General features: G+C 52.4%; 19 protein-coding genes. 9 read left to right on the top strand and 10 right to left on the bottom strand.

Annotation, left to right across the window (positions count from 1 at the left end; translation table 11 throughout):
- Positions 1-15: 15 nt before the first annotated feature.
- Genes M0P74_06395 through M0P74_06385 form a run of 3 tightly spaced genes read left to right on the top strand, consistent with a single transcriptional unit; the run spans position 16 to position 2,083 of the window.
- A complete protein-coding gene (locus M0P74_06395; GenBank protein MCK9363214.1) occupies positions 16-561 on the top strand; it encodes a biotin transporter BioY in 546 nt (181 codons plus the stop codon).
- Positions 558-1,289, top strand: a complete 732-nt coding sequence (locus M0P74_06390) for an ATP-binding cassette domain-containing protein (protein ID MCK9363213.1) — start codon at positions 558-560, stop codon at positions 1,287-1,289. The genes M0P74_06395 and M0P74_06390 overlap by 4 nt, the downstream gene beginning before the upstream one ends.
- Complete coding sequence (locus M0P74_06385) at positions 1,286-2,083, top strand: energy-coupling factor transporter transmembrane protein EcfT (protein MCK9363212.1); 798 nt, start codon at positions 1,286-1,288, stop codon at positions 2,081-2,083. The genes M0P74_06390 and M0P74_06385 overlap by 4 nt, the downstream gene beginning before the upstream one ends.
- A 133-nt stretch (positions 2,084-2,216) precedes the next feature.
- On the opposite strand, the gene M0P74_06380 is transcribed toward M0P74_06385, so the two are convergent.
- The 9 genes from M0P74_06380 to M0P74_06340 all read right to left on the bottom strand — a co-directional run bounded on the left by M0P74_06380 (position 2,217) and on the right by M0P74_06340 (position 12,350).
- Positions 2,217-3,353 (bottom strand): ABC transporter ATP-binding protein, encoded by a 1,137-nt coding sequence (locus tag M0P74_06380; GenBank protein ID MCK9363211.1) that lies wholly within the window; start codon positions 3,351-3,353, stop codon positions 2,217-2,219.
- Positions 3,350-4,048, bottom strand: a complete 699-nt coding sequence (locus tag M0P74_06375) for an ABC transporter permease (protein MCK9363210.1) — start codon at positions 4,046-4,048, stop codon at positions 3,350-3,352. The genes M0P74_06380 and M0P74_06375 overlap by 4 nt, the downstream gene beginning before the upstream one ends.
- A 15-nt stretch (positions 4,049-4,063) precedes the next feature.
- Positions 4,064-4,915, bottom strand: coding sequence for a substrate-binding domain-containing protein (locus M0P74_06370; protein MCK9363209.1), 852 nt, complete (start codon positions 4,913-4,915; stop codon positions 4,064-4,066).
- Between the two features lie 394 nt (positions 4,916-5,309).
- Entirely contained in the window at positions 5,310-7,442 is a 2,133-nt protein-coding gene (locus tag M0P74_06365; protein MCK9363208.1) for a site-specific DNA-methyltransferase, read from the bottom strand.
- Positions 7,443-7,445: 3 nt separating this feature from the next.
- Entirely contained in the window at positions 7,446-10,376 is a 2,931-nt protein-coding gene (locus tag M0P74_06360; GenBank protein ID MCK9363207.1) for a DEAD/DEAH box helicase family protein, read from the bottom strand.
- 3 nt (positions 10,377-10,379) lie between these two features.
- Positions 10,380-10,757 (bottom strand): helix-turn-helix domain-containing protein, encoded by a 378-nt coding sequence (locus M0P74_06355; GenBank protein ID MCK9363206.1) that lies wholly within the window; start codon positions 10,755-10,757, stop codon positions 10,380-10,382.
- Positions 10,754-11,011, bottom strand: coding sequence for a type II toxin-antitoxin system RelE/ParE family toxin (locus M0P74_06350; protein ID MCK9363205.1), 258 nt, complete (start codon positions 11,009-11,011; stop codon positions 10,754-10,756). The genes M0P74_06355 and M0P74_06350 overlap by 4 nt, the downstream gene beginning before the upstream one ends.
- A gap of 72 nt (positions 11,012-11,083) precedes the next feature.
- Entirely contained in the window at positions 11,084-11,539 is a 456-nt protein-coding gene (locus M0P74_06345; protein MCK9363204.1) for an NAD(P)H-dependent oxidoreductase, read from the bottom strand.
- 67 nt (positions 11,540-11,606) lie between these two features.
- Positions 11,607-12,350 (bottom strand): RNA methyltransferase, encoded by a 744-nt coding sequence (locus M0P74_06340; protein ID MCK9363203.1) that lies wholly within the window; start codon positions 12,348-12,350, stop codon positions 11,607-11,609.
- Positions 12,351-12,647: 297 nt separating this feature from the next.
- On the opposite strand from M0P74_06340, the gene M0P74_06335 reads away from it, so the two are divergent.
- The 6 genes from M0P74_06335 (at position 12,648) to M0P74_06310 (ending at position 19,034) form a co-directional block, all read left to right on the top strand.
- Positions 12,648-13,121: a Mut7-C RNAse domain-containing protein gene (locus tag M0P74_06335; protein MCK9363202.1), complete on the top strand. Its 474-nt coding sequence runs from the start codon at positions 12,648-12,650 to the stop codon at positions 13,119-13,121.
- Positions 13,122-13,592: 471 nt separating this feature from the next.
- Positions 13,593-13,847: a hypothetical protein gene (locus tag M0P74_06330; protein ID MCK9363201.1), complete on the top strand. Its 255-nt coding sequence runs from the start codon at positions 13,593-13,595 to the stop codon at positions 13,845-13,847.
- A complete protein-coding gene (locus M0P74_06325; GenBank protein ID MCK9363200.1) occupies positions 13,831-14,160 on the top strand; it encodes a type II toxin-antitoxin system HicB family antitoxin in 330 nt (109 codons plus the stop codon). Before M0P74_06330 ends, M0P74_06325 begins: the two co-directional genes overlap by 17 nt.
- A 190-nt stretch (positions 14,161-14,350) precedes the next feature.
- A complete protein-coding gene (locus M0P74_06320; GenBank protein ID MCK9363199.1) occupies positions 14,351-15,355 on the top strand; it encodes a virulence RhuM family protein in 1,005 nt (334 codons plus the stop codon).
- A gap of 72 nt (positions 15,356-15,427) precedes the next feature.
- Complete coding sequence (locus M0P74_06315; GenBank protein ID MCK9363198.1) at positions 15,428-17,767, top strand: EVE domain-containing protein; 2,340 nt, start codon at positions 15,428-15,430, stop codon at positions 17,765-17,767.
- Entirely contained in the window at positions 17,760-19,034 is a 1,275-nt protein-coding gene (locus M0P74_06310; GenBank protein ID MCK9363197.1) for an McrC family protein, read from the top strand. The genes M0P74_06315 and M0P74_06310 overlap by 8 nt, the downstream gene beginning before the upstream one ends.
- A gap of 125 nt (positions 19,035-19,159) precedes the next feature.
- On the opposite strand, the gene purF is transcribed toward M0P74_06310, so the two are convergent.
- Positions 19,160-20,575 (bottom strand): amidophosphoribosyltransferase, encoded by a 1,416-nt coding sequence (purF, locus tag M0P74_06305; GenBank protein ID MCK9363196.1) that lies wholly within the window; start codon positions 20,573-20,575, stop codon positions 19,160-19,162.
- Positions 20,576-20,587: the final 12 nt, after the last annotated feature.

The raw sequence follows: 20,587 nt of genomic DNA, 5'->3' as shown, positions 1-20,587 counted from the left end.
ATTGAAAGCCCCAAAATGAATCCAGAACAGACCTCCCTCCGTGGCATGGTCTATGCCTCTCTCTTCGGGGCGCTGACCGCCGTGGGCGCTTACATCATCATCCCGCTCCCGCCAGTGCCGATTACCCTCCAAACCCTGTTTCTCGGTCTCGCCGGAACGCTGCTCGGGGGCCGTCTCGGGGCGCTCAGCCAGGTGGTCTATCTCCTCCTCGGCATCATTGGTCTGCCGGTATTTGCCGGCGGCAAGGCGGGCATTGGCGTCCTCTTCGGGCCAACCGGCGGCTATCTGATCGGCTTCGTCGTCGCCGCCTTCGTCATCGGCAAACTCACCGCCCTGAGGGAAAGGCCCGGCTTTGCGTGGCTTTGTTTATCGCTCGTTGCCGGGACGGCGGTCTTCTATGCGCTGGGTGTTTTGCAGCTTAGCCTCGTTGCCCGTTTTACGCTTCTGAAGGCGCTGGCTGTCGGCGTTCTTCCCTTTCTTGCGGGCGACCTGCTCAAGATCGTTCTGACTGCCTGGATCGCGATCAAGCTCCGGGAACGCCTGCACGGACAGCTCCTATGATTCGTGTCGAAAACCTGGTTTACCGTTACGAAGCCGCAGCTCCCGACTCTCTCCGGGGAATCAGCCTCGAGATCGCCGAGGGCGAACATGCAGCCCTGATCGGTCCCAACGGCTGCGGCAAGACCACGCTGATCAAGCACCTGAACGCCCTCCTGTTTCCGGCCTCCGGAACGGTCTGCGTGGACGGGATGATGACGACCGACGGCTCCTCCGTCCGGGAGATCCGGCGGCGGGTGGGAATGGTCTTTCAGAACCCGGACAGCCAGATAGTCGGGATGACAGTGGAAGAGGACGTGGCCTTCGGCCCGGGGAACCTCGCCCTTCCCGCCCCGGAGATCCGCCGTCGCGTCGCTGTTTCACTGGAGATGGTCGGAATGACGGGATTCGAGAAACGCGCCCCGCATACCCTTTCCGGTGGGGAGAAGCGCCTCCTCTCTATTGCCGGGGTACTGGCCATGAACCCCCGCTACATCGCCTTTGATGAACCGACCGCCTATCTCGATGCGGCGGGCCGGGAACGGATACTCGCGATAATCCGGCGGTTGAACCGGGAGGGGATGGCGATTATCCACATCGCCCACGACCTGCGCGACGTCGCGGAGGCGGACCGGGTCGCGGTCATGGACCAGGGGCTGCTCCTGCGAACAGGAACGCCGGAGGAAATCTTCGGCAAGCCCGGACTCCGGACAGCGATCGGGCTTCATCCTCCGGGAGATAACGCGGAATGATCCGATTGGGGCAATACCTGCCGGGCGATACGCTCCTCCATCGCCTCGATCCCCGGGTAAAGATCGTTTCCGTCGTCGCGCTCAGCCTCCTCATTTTCGGGGCGACGGCGGTGGAAATACCGCTCATCAGCGCCTTTCTCGTCGCCATCGTTGTTACCGCCCGTATGACGCCCACACAGGTTCTGGAGGCGCTCCGGCCCGTGCTGTTTTTCCTGGCAGTGATCTTTCTCGTGCATCTCCTCTTTACCGCAGGGACTCCCCTTTTCACCCTTGCCCCGCTGCCGCTCCGGATCACGAAGGAGGGCCTTCTCCGCGGGCTTTACGTCACCTGGCAGTTCGCCAGCCTCATCCTTGCCGCCGCCATTCTCACGCTGACAACTGCCCCCTCCGCCCTCGTCGGGGGCATTGAACGTCTGCTCCGGCCGCTTTCAAGAGTGGGAATCCCATCGCAGGACCTTGCCTTGATGATCGCGATGGCGCTGCGGTTCGTTCCGATGCTGCTGGAGGAGTATGAACGGCTCCGAATGGCGCAAATGGCGCGGGGCGCCGATTTTACAACCGGGGGCCTCGTCCTGAGGGGCCGCGCCGTCGTGGCGCTTGCCGTCCCCCTGCTGCTGTCCGCTTTCCGTCGCGCCGATGAGCTCGCCCTCGCGATGGAGGCGAGGGGCTACCAGCGCGGCTGCCTGCGCACCACGCTTTGCGAGTTTGCTTTTTTTCGGCATGATCTTGGCGCCTTCGCCGTCCTGGTCGCGCTGATCATTGCCACGCTTGTTTTAAGGTTTGCGGCCTCATAAAAAGTTCAGCACAAAACCTCGCCTGACTCAGCGCTTTTTATAATAACTGTCGCATAATCTTGTTGAGCGGAATAGACGGTCGGGATCAGAAAGGCTGAACTTGGGGCATGATTGGTGAGTCGAGAAGGTCCGCTCAGGGCTTGGAAGGCGCAGACCGAGCCATCCCTGTCCCTCCGCCGCGGCGAATGACGTGGACGGACGTTGCCTTGAAGGAGGCCGTAACGCTTATTCCCTCTTCAAGATGGAGTTCTTCGAGGGACTGGCGTGTCACATAGGCGACCAGGCCGAATCCGCAATCAACGCGAATCCGCTGGAAAAGGCCGAGCGGCGTAATCGCCCGGATCGTTCCGGAAAAGACGTTCCGGGCGCTCGTCGTCCGGGGGTGGCCATTGGTGGATACGGTCACGTGCTCCGGCCGGATGCAGCAGAGCACCGCTTCTCCCAGCCGGACTTGACCGACCGCCTCGATTTCGCCCCCCTCGACGGCGGCGGTGAAAACGCCGTTGTCGATCCTCACAACCCGTCCCGGCAGAACCGTTTCCACACCCACAAAGGAGGCAACCGCCTCATTAGTGGGCTTGTACAGCACCTCGGCGGACGTCCCGATCTGCACGATCCGTCCTTCCGCCATTACCGCCAGACGGTCGGCCAGCCTGAGCGCCTCCGTCTGGTCGTGGGTCGAGGCAACCGCCGTTGTCCGCGTGGCGCGGATGATCCGCTCGAGATCGTCGGTAAGGGCGTCGCGAGTCGGCGGGTCGAGCGAGGAGAAGGGTTCGTCGAGAAAAATGATCTGCGGGTTGGTAACGAAGGCGCGGGCGAGGCTCGTGCGCTGCGCCTCCCCGCCGGAGAGTTTCCGGGCGGAACGTTTCGCCAGATGCGCTATGCCGAAACGTTCGAGGTATTCCGGAACCATTTTGCCGATCTCTGCCCGCCCCACGTCCCGGATTTTAAGACCCGCCGCGACGTTATCAAAGACGGTAGCATCAAACAAAAGCGGCTCCTGAAAAACCATCGCAATCTGGCGGCGATAGTCGAAACCCCTTGCGCCAATACTGGCGCCGCGAAACAGCAGCTTTCCCCGGACCGGGGCAAGCAGACCGGCAAGGGTCAACAACAGCGTCGATTTCCCCGCGCCGTTCGGACCGATCAGAACAAGGAACTGTCCCGGCAAAACGTTCAGTTCGGGAATATCGAGCACGGTCGCCCCGCCCCGGCGCACCAGCAAATTCTCGGCCTTGAGTAAAACCTCCTGCTCGCCCGCGTGACTCATCGGGGTCTCTCCCGCTGCTGAATCCTCGTGAGGATCGCGTTCACAAGAAAGGAGAGCAGCATCAGAATTACCGAAAGGGCGATGGCGATTTCGAAATTCCCCCGGCTCGTCTCCATCACCGTCGCCGTCGTCAGAACACGGGAGTAGCCCTTGATGTTCCCGCCGACCATGATGGATGCCCCGACCTCCGAGATGACGCCGCCGAAGCCGGCCATTACGGCGGCCAAAAGCGGCAGGCGCGCCTCCTTCACCAGCAGCCAGACCATCTGGAGGCGCGTGGCGCCCAGGGCGAGGATCTGGAGGCGAAGATTGGGAGGCAGGTTCTGGATGGCCGCGAGCGTTATGCCTGTGACGATCGGGGCGGCAATCACGGTCTGGGCCAGGATGATCGCAGTCGGCGTATAGAGAATATCCAGATAACCTAAAGGACCGTTGCGCCAGAGGAAAATCGTCACGAAGAGACCGACTACCACCGGCGGGAGTCCCATCCCGGTGTTGATCAGGCTCACGACCAACTGCCTTCCCGGAAATCGGGCGAGCGCTACCGCCGTGCCGACAAAGATGCCGCCGACCATGCTGATCAAGGTCGCGCTCCCCGACACCTTGAGCGACAGCAGCGTGATCCCGATGACTTCCCGATCCAGCGTAAAGATCAGATAAAATGCCTGCCTGAACCCCTCAATAATCAGTTCCATACTGCCCCGGCTCTGCTATTCCTTCTTGCCCGCATCGGGAAAGAAAAGCGCTCCTCCAAATTTGGCGATGCCGAAGGTCTTGATGATTCCCTGAGTTTCTGCGGAGACCATGAAGTCGGAAAAGGCCTTCGCGCCTTCGGCATTTACCTTCGGCCATTTCGCCGGATTGACCTGAATCACATGATAGACGTTAAGCAGGATCGGGTCGCCCTCCTTCAGGATATCCAGGCCAAGATTTTTTTTCATGGAAAGATAGGTTCCCCGGTCGGCCAGTGTATATCCCTTCTTCTCTGCCGCGACGTTCAGCGTCTGCCCCATGCCCAGGCCGGTCTGCTGATAGAATTTCTGCCCCTCGGGGTTGATCCCCGCGGCCTTCCAGACGCCCTTTTCCTTGGCATGGGTGCCGGAATTGTCCGCCCGCGACAGGAACAATGATCCCGCGGCAGCAATTTTACTGAAGGCCTCCGGCGTGCTTTTTGTCCCTTTGATCCCGGCCGGATCGGCAGGCGCGCCAACTACAACGAAATCGTTGTGCATCACGATCAGGCGGTTCACCCCGTATCCCTCCGCCATGAACTTTTTCTCCGCCGCGGGCGAATGCACCAAGAGCACATCCGCCTCGCCCTTCTGCCCCATCGCCATCGCCTGGCCGGAACCGACGGCGATTGTCTTGACAAAATAGCCGGTCTTCTTTTCAAAGACCGGGATCAGGACGTCCAAGAGCCCCGAATCCTGCGTGCTGGTTGTCGTGGCCAGGATTATGTTCCTCTGCGCCGGGCCCGCCGCGAAGCCTGGCAACGCCATAACCGTCATCACTGCAAGGGCGACCAGCGCCGCTCTCCAACCCATCTTCCCACCTTGTTTCATTTTCTCACCCTCCAATAATATCGTTCTCCGTCACTAATCACCTTGCCGACCGCTTTTATTGGGAATAATTACCCCAGCGGGGGCGCATTTCAAAAACTGACGGCACTTATAAAGGATGGAGAAGAAAATTGCAACGCAAAAAAGACATATATTAACTATTAATTACTAATTCGTACAAATACACTTAGTAAATGGATAGTGGGACACCCCGGGCGACGTCAGCGGAGAGAGCTTTGAAAATCTATACCCTTTTGTCATTCCCGCGACGCTTCTGGGCGGGAAAACGAAGTTTAATGTTCATAATCCAGTTTTTAACTATTTTAAATCATGGATGCCCGACAAAAGCATTGTGTACATTAAGCTCCGCTTTCGGGCATGACACGGAGTTTTGCAATTACCTCTCTTGTAAATTAATAACAGACTCGTCTCCGGCGATATTCCGTATCTTCATTCGCAACGGCTTCTTTGCGGCAACGATTTTGCCGTGCCAGTATTCCTTTGTCTTGCGGCCATTCAGAATGACATGGCCATTCTTATCCACTTTGAGTTCCATATCGTTTTTCCAGACGCCGTCAGAATTTGTACAATCAAGGCTGACAAGCTCGATTAGTTCCAACCCCCTGTTGCTGATTTCTATCGGAGTAAACGGTTTTTTGCTGCCGCTCCCATTGCCGTTTTCGGCGTTGCCGTTATCGCCATTTGCAGAACCGTTTTCATCAAACGATCCGTTTTTAGCGTCGTTTAAGAGTTTTTTCTGGTTGTAGACGTCAATCTTCTGAATAAGCCGGTCGCTGACAAAGGACTTAAATTCTATGGCAAATCCGCTCTCCACTTCTTCAAGCTGATAATCCGCTTCATCGTTGATAACGCATTCATCGAGGATGCTCTTTAAATCCCGCAGTTCAATCTGAATATTGGTCGCATTATAGTCGGCGATAAACTTTTTCAGTTCCGGCTCGTTTTCGATGTCCACATAGTAAACAATGACCTGCTTCACGCCGTCCGGCAGGTCGGGCAGCGCTTCGTTCATGATGCGGTTCATAAGCGGTATGTCGAGCACCTTTGTGCTGTGGTCAAGAAGGTTCGGCACATATACCGGCATAAGGCCGAGTTTGCTGTCGTTCACCGCGCCTTCCCAGAAGCTGTCTATAGAATCCTCATTTTTCAGGCCGGCAATCAGGCGTTTCAATTTATCCATGGTCTGCACGGGGTTGCGGAAAAGCGACACGCCGTCCTGAATATCGTAAATATCGAATTGGGCGCCGACGGCAATCAGCCGGTCACGCGTGGTCTGAATGCTATTGATCCCCACATCCACATGAATAAACTTGCGGTCAAGGTCATGCGCAACTTTGGCCGTAACACCGCTGCCGCCGAAAAAATCGGCGATGATCATGCCTTCATTGGAAGACGCCTGGATGACTCGTTCGAGCAAAGCTTCGGGCTTTTGGGTGGCGTAGTTAGCATTCTCATTTGCCCCAGGTCCTATTGCACTTAAATCTGTCCATATATCTCTTAATGGATTCCCTGGCATTTCGTCTAAATAACGTATTAATCCGGGGACATTATTTGTTGATAAAATAATACGTTTATTTATCACACCATCGGTAATTTTATTTTGACCCCATATCCAGTGTTTTCCTGATGGAGGCTCTAATAAAAGTGATTTTCCGTCTTTTCCAAAATACATTGGGCTTCCTTGCCCAGCTTGTGAAAAGTCTGAAATCCTGTATTTTCTACCGTCCGTTGTTTCATATTTATAAAAGTCTTGTAAGTATTGTTCGCTATAATCTGTGTAAAGTTTATTAAATAGATAATCATCAGTGCATGAGTACAGATATATCATATCGTGTACATTAGCAAATTGCCCAGATTGAGCCTTTGGCGCCGTCGTTTTTTGCCATATCAGTTCGTTTTTATAGTTATCCTCGCCAAACACCTCATCCATCAGCACCTTGACATAATGCCCGATATGCCAGTCCAAGTGCACATAAATGCTGGCTGTTTCACTCATCACACTTTTAATGGCCGTGAGGTTTTCATACATCCAGTTCAGGTAATCTTCCTTGTTCCAGATGTCGCCGTACATCTTTTCTTCAAAGGAGCGGAGTTCTTCCAGATCCATTTCCTCTTCCGCGTTGGCGATTTTTTCGGCAAACTCAGGATTCCGCCTTAGGTACACTTTCTTCGCGTAATCCGCGCCGCTGGCAAAGGGCGGGTCGATATAGACAAGGTCAACCTTGACGCCTTGATCTTGCAAGTAAGCGCAGGCGGAAATGCACTCGCCGCGGATGAGAAGATTTTGAAATTCCCCGTGTTCTTCCTCTTTATTTGGCAAAGGAATGTCAGTCTGGCTTCTTACTTCCTCAATCTTTTCCAGTTCATAATACGGCATTCCCCGTTTGATGCGGTCCACCACCTTGCCGTTGTCCCGGTAGCGCAATACCCGGCGGGTGCGGGTGATGTTGTCTAATATCGCCTGCCCCGTTACGGTATTGGGATAATAGGGTATGTATTTCACAGGCATGGCTTAATTCTCCTTAAAAAATGATTCGATTCTTGTTTTGAACAAAAGAAGGGTTTTGTTAATGTCGGGATCTTCCGGGAGATAGAGGTAGTCAAAACGGCGGTAGCCGAATTTCTCGTTATTCATCTTAAGGAATTCCGACTCCACAAAATTCTTGCGCGCGATAAACTCCGGCTGCGCAGCAAAACCGCTTCCTTTGGTTTCCACAATCAGGATTTTATGGATGTTTCCGTCTTTGCGCCGGATGACCAGAAAATCAGGGGTGTAAAGCCCGACGCGCCGCCAGCGCTCATTTTTTTTCGCGCAACAGGCAATGCGGAATTCGGTCAGATGCCCTTCGCCATTATAATACACTTCTAAGTTATTTTCCGTGAATGTCGCAAGCGAGACGACTTCTTTCAGGAAGTTTAATTCAAACCGGCTTTGATAAAAATTGTAAGGGAGATAATGAAATGTCCGATTTTTGCTGATTAGGGCTTGGGAGAATATTTTCGGAACTTGCGCGTTGAAGCCCGCCATCGCAAACAAGTCGGGATTCGGCTGAGAGGCGATAAACTCCTGCATTTTTCTTTGTGCTGCTTCCACTTCTTTCTGGAGCAGGGCCATGTCTTTGCCGGTTGCGTCCGCCTGGATGATCTCTTTTACCTCGGCAGCGTGGGGATACAGCTTGTCTTGCTCCTCCACCGGGGAAAGTTTTTCAATAACCAGTAAACTCGCGCTTTGCAGAACAATTTCTGATTTTATTTCCAGTTCTCGGTGTTTGTGAAAAGCCAGACGGATCCGGGCGCGGATCTCGTCCTGCCGAAAGAGGCTGTTAAAGTAACGGGCTGCGCCTTTTTCAAAAGTAATCGCGTCAAAGATGCTTTTCAGTTCAAGCTGGTACGGGTAAAGGTCGCTTCTGGCGATGCTTCCCATACTTTCACGGGAAATGACGTATATCCATAAATCGAATCCCGCGCGTTCCCCTTCAATCCGGGCAAGGATATCCTTGGTTTTTAATTCATCCGGCGATAAGCCGCGTTCAATGACCGTAGCCGTGTCGAAATGATCCTTGACATTCACGTTTGACAAATTTTGTCCGGGATTAACCGCTTCTTCGCTGGCGATGGCTGAGGATTCCACATGGAGTTGATAAAAATCAACTTTAGGCAGTTTGAGATAATCCATGCGGGAAATGCGCTCCACCATGACGGGCTCGCCGTCTTTCCCGAGCATGGTAAGTTCCTGAATGCTGGTATGCTGTTCCTCTTTCAGTTGTTTGTCCAGGGTTTTGGCGTTCTCATCATTGAGCCAAATAACGGCGGTTTCATGCCTGCCTTTGTCAACCTGCCTTAAACAGCGGCAGGAAGTTTGTAAGACCATGTTGGTCGGGCAATCGCCCTTTTGCGAAAGAATGACGCCGGTAAGGCTGCGGCAGTCCCAGCCTTCTTTCCCGATTTGCACCAGGAGGATAATCTTCTTTTTTGAAACCGGCGTATCTATAGAATTAAATTCCGTTTCCGCCTCTTTGGTGGTTTTATAGATTTTATTTCCTTTGTGGTATTTCAGTATTTCATCCGGCTTGATATTCATTGTCCCGGTGAGATACGGATATACTTCTTCTTCTAACCGGGCAATACTGCCGCAATAAACGGCGAGCTTGGCGATGGCGCCGTTTTCATAAACGATATTGCCGAAAGTCTCAAGAAAGTCCGTTACCCCTTTTTCAATAATCTGAAGGGACGCGAGGCCGGAGGTCTGCTCGACGCGGGGCTTTTTCAGGAATTTCTTAACGGCCGTGGTCAGGGGATAATAGAAAACGGTGTTCGTGATCTGGGTAAATTTTAACTGAAGGGAATCCGATATTTTTACGCCCTCGGCCGAACCAAGATAGGGAGTGCCGGAAAATCCGAGCACCGAATTGATCGTCCCGCCCGCGCTCCATTTGTTTACAACCTGGCGGAGTTTTATGTCGTCCGTCGCCGCATGATGCACTTCGTCGATATGAATCTGCAGAGCGGGTATTTTACCGATGATGTTTCGGAGTTCATTCGCCAGCCGGTCTTTTTCATCTTCATTATGTTCAAAAAGCTCTCCCTGCGCGGTCAAATCCAATCTGTCCAGAATGACTTTTTCCGCATTGACAACCAAGACAAGCCCCATAAGCGCATCAAACGGCTGATAATTGGCAATCTTTTGCGCGTTGGGATTGCGCGCCTTGTTGCTTCTTTTGGCGGATTTGGGCTGATCCAGAACCTCAAAGCGGATCATGCGTTTAAGGGCGCTGGCGGATGGTTCAGGCAATATCCAGGAAGGGTCAAAGCGTTCAATGGTTTTAAGGCTCGGAATAATCGAGCTTTTGAGCCCGGAGGGGGCAAGAATCAGAAAATTGTGGGCGAAGTGTTTATTGTCCGGCTCATTCAAAGCAAAATAGAGGTCCAGATAGATGATGGCAGCCATCAGGAAAGTTTTGCCCGCGCCCATCGGGAGGCTGAATAGAAAATCGGGATATTCCACATTGTAAAAAAGTTTCTTGCTGATGGCCAAATAATCTGTCTCCCGTGGGTGTGCCAGAAGGTGTTTTTCCAAATCGGGAAACAGGGTTCTTTGATTTTTTTTGCCGTGACCATTGCCACTCGTCGGGCCATTGAGCGGGGTACGGGATAAATCAAACAAGGCCCTGGACGCAGGATTCGCTTCAAAAACAGCCCGGGCGGCTTGATTAATGTTCAGGGAAGCGAGGTCTTCAGGGCGGGCGAAAAAACCTTCCGCAAATAATGTTCCGAGCCGTTTATTCCCGCCGGCGATTTTCAGGAATAAATATACGAGCAGGGCTTGCACCTGAGCTTCGCGTAAATTGCCGTTGGCATTGATGTAATCCAGAAGCGGCCGGATCGTGCATCTTTCCGAGGCAAGCCATTCCTGAGCTTTCTGTAAAATCAAACGATAAAGCATTCGCTAATCTCCCCGGATCAGGTCCTCCATGTCGCAGCAGAGCGCCTTTGAGAGCCTCAGCAGCAAATCCACGCTGGGGGTGCGCTTATCGTTTTCGATCTGGGACAGGGCCGGGATTGATACGCCGCACTCCTTGGCCAGCGTTGCCAGTGTGAGTTTTCTATATTCACGCCATACCCTAAGAGGATTTTCCTCTGACGACAGGCGCTTGACGAATTCATGCGGGTAGGTTTCTTCACCGCCGGCAATTGCGACAGAGATCGTACGGGCATCACGAATATCTTCCATCTCTTCCAAACGATCGATGATCGTTTCCCATTCACGAAAAGGGACGATTGCATATTCCGGTGCGCCGTTATGTTCGATGATCTGGATGTTCATTTGTAAACGTCTCCTCTCGCTCCGATTTTAAGGACGTAGATTATAAGTTCGTCATTGATAATTTCACAGATTGCCCGCCAATTCCCTACGCGCAGTCGCCAAAAAGGTGAGCCTTGCAGCGGCTTCCAGTCCCCTTGATAGGTTGTGGGATTTTCGGCAATCGATTCAAGCTCGGCGTCAATCCGCCCGGCAATGATTTTGGGCATTTTTGCCTTGATTTTATTGGCCTGTTTGCTGAATCTGATCGTGAACATGCTACGGATGTTAACGGATAATTAAATGAAAATCAATCGAATACTTAACGCAATAATTCTTCTGCACTGTCCTTAGAAGATTCCCATCTGGCAGCCGCCGGCAAGCACGCCTCCGAGGTTGCGGCACTGCTCCAGAACGTCCTCAGTCGGCACGCCGCAAGCAAGTACCGGCTCGGACACCTTTTTGAACTTGTAGCCCAGGGCGATCCGCTCGACGCTCTTCAGGGCGCCGGCGCCGTCGTTGCCGGCGCTGATAAAAACCGCATACGGTTTTCTGAAAACCTTTTCCTGGGCGGGATAAAAGGTACGGTCAAAGAAATCCTTTATCATTCCCGACATATATCCGAAGTATTCCGGAGTGCCAATTGCCAGACCATCCGCCGCCAGCAGATCATCCAAGGAGGCCTCCTGCGCCCTTCTTAGCAGAACCTCCGTATTGTCAATGAGGCGGGCCCCAGCGGCGACGGCCTGCGCCATTTTTGCGGTGTTTCCCGTCTGCGAGTGATAGATAATGAGTATTTTCGTCATGTGAAAACCTTCTGCGAATTTCAGTTATTTTTTATAAGTCTTACCCGCTTGCGACGGGGCGCTAAGCTCAAAACAGGGGTGTTTTCCGCTCCTTGTGGTCGCCGTACCACTCGATCTGGCGGCAGATGCCCCGAATGATTTTTACCTCCCGCGCCAGCAGCGTGGTGCGGGAAAAGAGGCGGCGGATATGGGTCATCCAGTAATCGGGATTCTCCGGCAGCAGGAAGCCTATTGCCGACAGGGTTGCCTGCAGGTGGGCGTACATGCCGTCCAGTTCCCTTGCTTCGGCGAGTTTTTGTTTAAATCCGGCGGCTTCTTCCCGTTGGGCGACAAATATTTCGTAGCAGACGACCATCGTCGCCTGGGAGAGATTCAGCGATTTGAAGCCGGCGGTCGGAATCGAGACCAGCGTCTGGCAGAAGCGCAAATCGTCGTTGGTCAGCCCCGCGTCCTCCGGGCCGAAGAGGAGGGCGACCCGGTTTTTTTGCGACACATTAACGATCTGCTCGGCCATTTGCCGCGGCGAGACCACCGGCCCGCGCCCCCACCCCTGCCGCGCCGTCGTCCCAACCACCCAGTTGAATTCGGCCAGCGCCTCGTCGAGCGTGTCATAATGGCGGATGCCATCGACGATATCGCCCGCGACATGGGTCGCCATCTTGCGCATTTCCTCGTCGTCGAGCTCCCGGTTGCCGACAACAATCAGCTCCGCTATGCCCATATTTTTGGCGCACCGCGCCGCCGAGCCGACATTCCCGGCAAACTTCGGGCTCTTCAGGACGATCGCGATGTTATCGAGTTTTGCGTGCACTCTTTAACCCTCAAAAGTTTTAAAAATTAAAGATCAAATGGAAACGTCCTCACCTTTTTTGCGTTATGAAAGATCGGCGGAGGGTGAACTAATTTCCAAAAATAATCAATTGCTTTTATTCAAACAAGGATGACACAAACATTAATGCTCTTGAAAGGACGCCAACAAAATACTAATATGCCATCTGATTGTTCGGACCAGAGCGTTGAATATGGTTCGAAAGGTGCAAATTCCGCCGCCGTTACTAAGATGATTGACGCCGAGCTTAAATTTATCGTCGATAATAATGTGGGCAAAATGGCAAAGTGGCTGCGCATGGCAGGTTTTGATGCCCTCCTCTTTACCGGCGCCGACGATGCCGCGATAGTCGCCGCTGCCTTGGATGAAAAACGCATACTTCTGACCCGTGACCGGCGAATTATGAAACGCCGTGTCATTGTGGCTGGACATATCAAGGCTGTCCTCATTGAGAGCGACCATTTTACGGCACAGGTGCAGCAGGTCATCCGCGCCTTAAAATTGGAAAAAGGCTGCCTCCGTCCTTTCACCATCTGCCTGGAATGCAACCGGCGGCTGGAAGGACGTACTAAAGAAACGGTGAAGGACCGTGTCCCGCCCTACGTGTTCCTCACCCAGGACCATTTTGCCGAATGCCCCGCCTGCCACCGTCTCTACTGGCAGGGAACCCATTGGCAATCAATGAGCAGGGGAATGGATGCCTTTGGCGTTGCCCTTAATATTGGAGCGATAGGCGCTTTGGGATTTTTTTGAAGCTGTTCAAATACACTGTTCAAAGTTGCAATTTTTTTAACAAGGTAGAGGTAATCGCAAAACTCCCCATTCTTGTCATTCCCGCAACGATTCTGAGCGGGAAAACGAAGTTTAATGTTCATAATCTGGTTCTAACTGCTTGAAAAACCATATTCGTCCCCGAATGCTGTTATCGGGGATAGAAACATTATGAACATTAAGCTTCGCTTTCGGGAATGACAAATGGTTTTGCAATTGCATCAAGGTATATCAAGGATATTGTGCTTGAAATGTGGCATTTTTGAGGGAGGAGCGGGGGCTTTTGTGCTTCCTGTAAGCAACAGGCTTTCTTTTTTTGAATCATCCAAGACTTCAATACAAGTCAACGATTTAGCTCATGAATCGAATCCAATGAATTCCGATGGAAATGCGCAGAGGTCAGGGCTGAAATAAACGGCTTCACATAAATATCAATATTGATACTATAAAAACATGGCCAAGGTTGAAGATATTCTGATACAGATGAAAAATAAACCCGCGGACGTTCGCTTTGCTGACTTAAGCAAAGTCTGTATTTATTATTTCGGGCAGGCGCGCCAAATGGATGGAAGTCACCACGTATACAAGATGCCTTGGCAAGGAGACCCACGGATCAACATACAGAATAATAAGGCCAGGGCCTACCAGGTAAAGCAGGTACTTTTGGCTATTGACAAGTTGGAGGTTGAAGATGCCACTGAAAAATGATCGTTATACTTACCGCGTAACTTGGTCTGATGATGATCAAGAATATGTCGGTTTATGCACCGAGTTCCCGAGTTTGAGCTGGTTGGATAAGACGCCTGAGTCGGCCTTGAAGGGTATTCGTAAGACCATTGAGAGTGTTATCAACGATATGACGCATGCCGGTGAGGCAGTCCCGCAACCGATAGCCTGTAAAAGATATAGCGGTAAATTCATGGTTCGTGTCCCTCCTGAAATTCATAGGAATCTTGCTATTCAGGCAGCGGAATCAGGCGTCAGCTTAAACCGTATAGCTGGAGCTAAACTGAGCCGCTAAACATGTAAATACCTTTTTGTTCAATTATATTTTAAATTCACTGCAAATACAAGTCGATACGATACCCATTGGGGCGACCTCATTGATTTCAGATTGGAAGTGTGCAAAGGGCAGTGTAAATAAAGAATGGGGTTTGATTGTCAATGGATCCATCCCGCACTGAAATGATCAACCGCACTGGAGGGTTGTGATGAAGAAGCAATCCGGCATCCATAGTGAACCGCTCAGCAAACATAGCACCGGCGCCGTAGTGCTTTACAACAACCCGGACGGCACGATAAGTCTCGATGTCCGGCTGGAAAAGGACACATTATGGTTGAATTTAAACCAGATAGCATCCCTCTTCGATCGCGACAAATCGGTTATTTCCCGTCACTTGCGTAATGTATTTTCATCACAGGAGTTGGTGCGCGATTCAGTTGTTGCATTTTTTGCAACAACTGCCGCTGACGGCAAAACCTATCAGGTCGAAAACTTCAACCTCGATGCCATCCTCTCCGTGGGCTATCGCGTCAACTCCAAGCGCGGCACACAGTTCCGCATCTGGGCGACGCAGACCTTGCGCGACCATATTCTGAAGGGGTATTCCGTTAACCAGCGCCGCTTAAAGGAACTACGCCAGTCCCTTAAGCTGGTCGGCCAGGTCCTGGACCGGTATGATGTGACATCAGACCAGGCCAGGGCGCTTCTCCATGTGGTGACGGATTATTCTTATGCCCTTGACTTATTGGACGATTACGATCACCAGCGGGTTTCACTTGCCCGTTTGAAGAAGGCAGCGGCAAAAGGTATTGATTATCAGGAGGCTTTAATCGTTATCGAGCAGTTGCGCTGCAAATTCGGAGGATCAGAGCTCTTTGGCAGAGAGAAAGACGGCAGCCTGCCTGGTTCGCTTGGGGCGGTGATGCAGACGTTCGACGGGAGAGACCTCTATCCGAGCCTTGAAGAAAAGGCCGCGCATCTTCTTTATTTTCTGGTAAAGAACCATAGTTTCGTGGATGGCAACAAGCGCATTGCCGCCGCCTTGTTTCTCTGGTTCATGGAGAAGAACGGTATCCTTTATTGCGCCGACGGCTCCCGGCACATTGCCGACAATGCTCTGGTCGCCATCACGCTGATGATTGCAGAAAGTAAGCCGGAAGAGAAAGACGTTCTGGCGAAAGTCGTAGTCAATTTGATTACGGGTAGGAAATGATGGCGGGAATAAGGATGGTCCGCGTACGGCGGGCGGACATCGACTGCGAACACCCGATTAGGAGGATAACCCATGAAAAAGCCACCTCAAGAACTGATCGATGCATTCTTTAAATGGTTCGAGAGCAATCCCCATTCCAAGAACGAGGACTATTACAGCGACACGATTACAAAGAACTATCTTTCCGGATTGTCCAAATCCGATTTTATCAATTTCTTCTACAAGTTCGCTCACGAAGGTGGTCACTTACAGAGCGGTGGTCAACGGTCGAGCACTAAGTTTCGGCAGACCATTGAAACCAATTATGAACAATTTCATCCGTTCGTTTTTAATCCATTCGACTCCGATTTCGATGAGTCGAAATGGCTTGCCGAAACGAAAGCCTTCAAATATTTCGGCATCGGCCTCGCAACCATCTATCTGAACCGGGTAGACAAAAAAAGTTTCTCCATCCTCAACAACAAGACCGCCGACTCATTGGCGCTTTTCGACATCACCCTACCGGCGGATATAGTGAAACGCTACCAAGTTGTCCGCGAGGCGCAGCAGCAACTCATCAATTGGTTCCCTCAGTTTGAAAATTTTTACCGCACCGATGCTCTTAACGAATTCCTTGTGGGAAATGAGGAAGGTCGGAGAATGGCTGCTGGGATGTTAACGAAGACAGAGAGCGAAACGCATGAGCCGCGCTACTGGATCTTCCAAGGCAATCCAAAGGACTACGATGTGATCGGCGCTTTGCGGGATGGGGCATTGAAAACATGGTCGGTTAACCAACACAAGAAAGAAATCAAAACGGGCGACAGAGTCATCATCTGGGTAACAGGAAAAAACAGCGGCTGCTATGGACTTGCAACAGTAATGTCTGAAGTGCAGGTTTCTGAGGAAGATGCCAAGGAGGTTTCCTACTGGATAAAACCGACTGAGAAGGGCGCTTCAGAAGGTGTAATAATCCGCATCGACAAGAATCTGTGGAACGCCCCTGTACTCAGAGCAGAACTTGATGCTCTGCACGGGTTTTCAGATTTCCCGGCGGGTAGGCAAGGAACAAACCTGAAAATCACGGAAGCCCATTTTAAAGGCATTCAGGGTCTTGTTTTAGGAATAGACGTTCAGGTTCCCACAGACAGCAAACCGTTACCAGCTCTCAATACTATCCTCTACGGTCCCCCAGGCACAGGGAAGACACACGCCCTCCGCAATGAGTATATGACACGCTTTACTGAGAGTCAGATGGTAACTCGGGATCAGTTTGCCAAGGAAATGGCCGGAGAGCTGACCTGGTTGCAGGTGATCGTCATCGTCCTCTATGATTTGGGACCGGCGAAGGTGTCCACCATCTTTGACCACCCCTTGCTGCAAGCCAAAATTCGCCGCCAGGCAAATCAGAACCCTAAGAACACAATTTGGTCCTGGTTACAGATTCATACAAAGATGGACTGCCCCAATGTGAAAAATGCACAACGGGATGAACCGCTGATCTTCTCAAAAGATGAGCAATCCGTCTGGACCGTAGACCGAGAAATGGTTGAGGAGCAATTGCCAGAATTGATCGTAAGACTGAAGATGTTTCGAGAATTCAAACCAGTTACCAAAGAGATCAAGCGTTACGAATACGTTACATTCCATCAATCTTACTGTTATGAGGACTTCGTTGAGGGCATCAAACCCTTAATGTCCGCAGAGGTGAACGAAACTCTGACCTACGAAGTCAAGCCGGGAATCTTCAAGAATATGGTCAACCGGGCCTCGGATGACCCCGATCACAACTACGCGCTTCTCATCGACGAGATCAACCGCGGCAATGTGGCCAGCATCTTTGGCGAACTGATTGCTCTTATTGAAGAGGACAAACGCAAAGGAGCGCCAAACGAGCTTCGGGCGCAGTTGCCATATTCCAGACAGGAATTCGTGGTACCCCGTAACCTTTACATCATCGGCGCCATGAATACGGCGGACCGGAGTGTGGAGGCACTCGATACGGCTCTGCGTCGCCGCTTCACATTCGTGGCCATTCCTCCGCAACCCGAACTCATTCAACAACACGGGAATCTTGAAGTGGATCTCAGACGCCTTCTCATAAAAATCAATGCGCGTATCGAGAAATTGTTGGACAAGGATCATTGCATCGGCCATTCCTACTTCATGGGTATTGAGAAGAAAGATAACCCCCTTGACGAATTGCGCAACATCTTTGCAACGAGAATCCTGCCCCTGCTGGAGGAATATTTTTACGGCGATCCGGCCAAGATCGGCATGGTTCTTGGTGAGCGGTTTGTCACGCGAAAAGACGAAACGATCGAGTGGGCGGCAGGCGACTGGGGTGCGGATGAGTTCGAAGAACGACGCGTTTACGCGTTACAAGATTCCATGACCCTGAATGACGAGGACTTCCGTGCAGTCTATGAGTAATGTCATCCAGGTGTTCGAACACACAACACTGCCAGTGAGGGGGTCGTTTACCCATGACCACTTCAAACGTTTGGTGCAGTACAACGAACGGCATGGCAATCGGTTCTTTGCGGTCGGATTCGATCGCATCCATTTCCGGAACTATGTTGGCGTCATCCAGGTTGGAAACCTGACCATAGAGATTCTGCCCAAGGCAGACAAGGATCCTGACTCGTCCACCCAGAAAAAGAAGTGGCAGGGCGCTCTGATCGAAATGCTCCGTCAATCAGGATTCATCCGGGTGGCATCGATGTCGGATGCCAGGTTGAGACTGCGGTCGTCCTCGTTACTCGATATCTACTTCGAGTCTTTTCTGGCGGAAGTCGATGAGCTTGTGCATCATGGTCTGGTTCGGAAGTATCGCCAAACCTGCGGGAATCTCCCTACCCTGAAAGGGCGTATAATCTTTCAACAGCACCTGGCCAAGAATATTGTCCATCGCGAGCGGTTCTTCACGGCCCACGTGTTCTATGATCGCAACAACCCGTTCAACCAAATATTGCGTGTCGCGCTGGATGTGCTTGTTCGCGTTTCACCCAATCCGCATTTGGTCGCTTTCGCACATAACCTTGCTATTCTGTTCGAGGATGTTGACGTCCTTAAAGTTACGGAACGGACGTTCAGCCGCCTCCCCTACACCCGGAACACAGAACATTACCGCAAGGCGCTGCAACTCGCCCGCTTGATCATACTGAACTATAATCCCGACGTTTGTGGCGGCAGGGAGGATGTCCTGGCGATCCTGTTCGATATGAATACCCTGTTCGAACATTTTGTCTACGTTCAGCTTAAGCGGGCAGAAATGAAACAGACGTTCCGTCGGATCTCGTTCAAGGCTCAAGTATCCCGCCCATTCTGGTCTGCCGATAATATGCAGAAGGCCATCCGTCCCGACATCATTGCCCAGATCGATACCGGTTCCAATTACGAGCGGGTCGTCATGGATACCAAATGGAAAATTCCAGGCGATGGTAAACCAGGCGATGCCGATCTGCAGCAGATGCACGCGTACAACGTCCAATTCGGTGCAAACCGAAGCTTTCTTCTTTATCCGAGAGTCGGCAACCAAGCGAATATTCAGGGGAGGTATTTCCAGGGCAAAGCACTTCAGCCATCTTTTAACCACAACTGTGGTATGGTATTTTTAGAACTGTTCGACGGTCATAAACTACGAGGCGATCTTGGAAAAGACATTGTCGCTATACTGACCAATGCCGAATTACTTTGATATCCGCAGGATTATTTGTCGAGGGTCTGGCACAAGGCGGCGCCTGCGGTCAGGGTCACTCTCTTCTTCGTCACCCCTTCCTGCCCTTCCGGAGTTCCGCTGCCGCGAAATCAGCCTTGTTGCGGTTAGTGGGCGTCTTCCAGGCAGAATTTCCCGAATTTTTCAGGCGGGGGCACGGGGTAGGCGCCGTTGTAACAGGCCAGACAAAAATTATCCCCCGGAAGCTCCATAGCATCAATCATCCCGGCGATGGACAGGTAGTGAATGCTGTCGAGACCGATAAACGCCGCAATTTCCTCTTCGGTTGCCTTCCCGACGGCGATCAGTTCGCCGCGCACCGAAAAATCGATCCCGTACGGACAGGGGTTGCGGGTCGGCGGACAGCTCACCGCCATGTGGATCTCCTTCACCCCGCATTCGCGCAGGCGGCGCACCCGGTTTCTACTGGTCGTTCCCCGAATAACGGAATCCTCGATGATCAGGATTTTTTTGCCTTCGAGCAACTGGGTAACCGGGTTGAGCTTCACCTGCACGCCGAAATCCCGCATGATCTGACTGGGCTGGATGAAGGTTCTGCCGACATAATGATTTCTTATCATCCCCATTTCAAAGGGAATCTTGCTTTCCTCCGCATAGCCAATCGCTGCGTAATTCCCCGAATCGGGAAACGGCATCACCAGCTCTACGTCCGGACGGTACTCCCGCGCCAGATTGCGCCCCAGCCGTTTGCGGCACATATAGACGTTCCTGCCGAAGACGTTGCTGTCCGGGCGGGAAAAATAGATCAGTTCGAAGATACAATGAGCCGGCTTGACCGGGGCAAACGGCTTCATGCTGTGCAGGCCGGTTTCGTCAATGAACATCATCTCTCCCGGCTCTATGTCGCGGATGTACTTTGCCCCGACCAGATCAAACGCGCAGGTCTCGGACGCCACGGCCCAGCCGCCGTTGAGGGTTCCCAGCGACAGCGGCCGGAAGCCCCGGGGATCACGGAAGGCGATAATCCTGTTTCTGGTCAGCATCACGATGCTGTAGGCTCCCTCAACGCGAGACAGAGCCTTCGTCAGGGCCACCTCCAGACCTTCTTTCAGGTAGGGTGCCATCAGATGGACGATCACCTCGCTATCCATCGTGGACTGGAAAATCGCCCCCTTCTGTTCCAGCTCCGCCCTTAGCGCCAGGGCATTGACAATATTGCCGTTATGGGCAAGCGCGTAGTACTCGTCGGCGTGATGCACCAAAAAAGGCTGGGCATTGGAAAGCACCGAAGAGCCGGTGGTAGAGTAGCGGACATGGCCTATCGCCAGGTTGCCGGGAAGTTTCGAGAGGACATCCTCGTGAAAAACCTCCGAGGCCAGCCCCATCCCCTTGTGTTCCCAGACATGACAGCCGTCGGCAGAGGTAATCCCCGCGCTTTCCTGCCCGCGGTGCTGCAGGGCAAAAAGGCCGAAAAACGCAACCCGCGCCGCATCCTTGTGGCCATAGACCGCAAAGACCCCGCACTCCTCGCGTGGTCTCGCCGTATCCTCGGCATCATACATGTTAATTTCTCC

This window comes from Syntrophales bacterium, assembly GCA_023229765.1.
GTDB lineage: Bacteria > Desulfobacterota > Syntrophia > Syntrophales > UBA5619 > DYTH01.
Note: the sequence above shows the minus strand (reverse complement) of the source record. Positions and strands in the feature narration are given on the sequence as shown.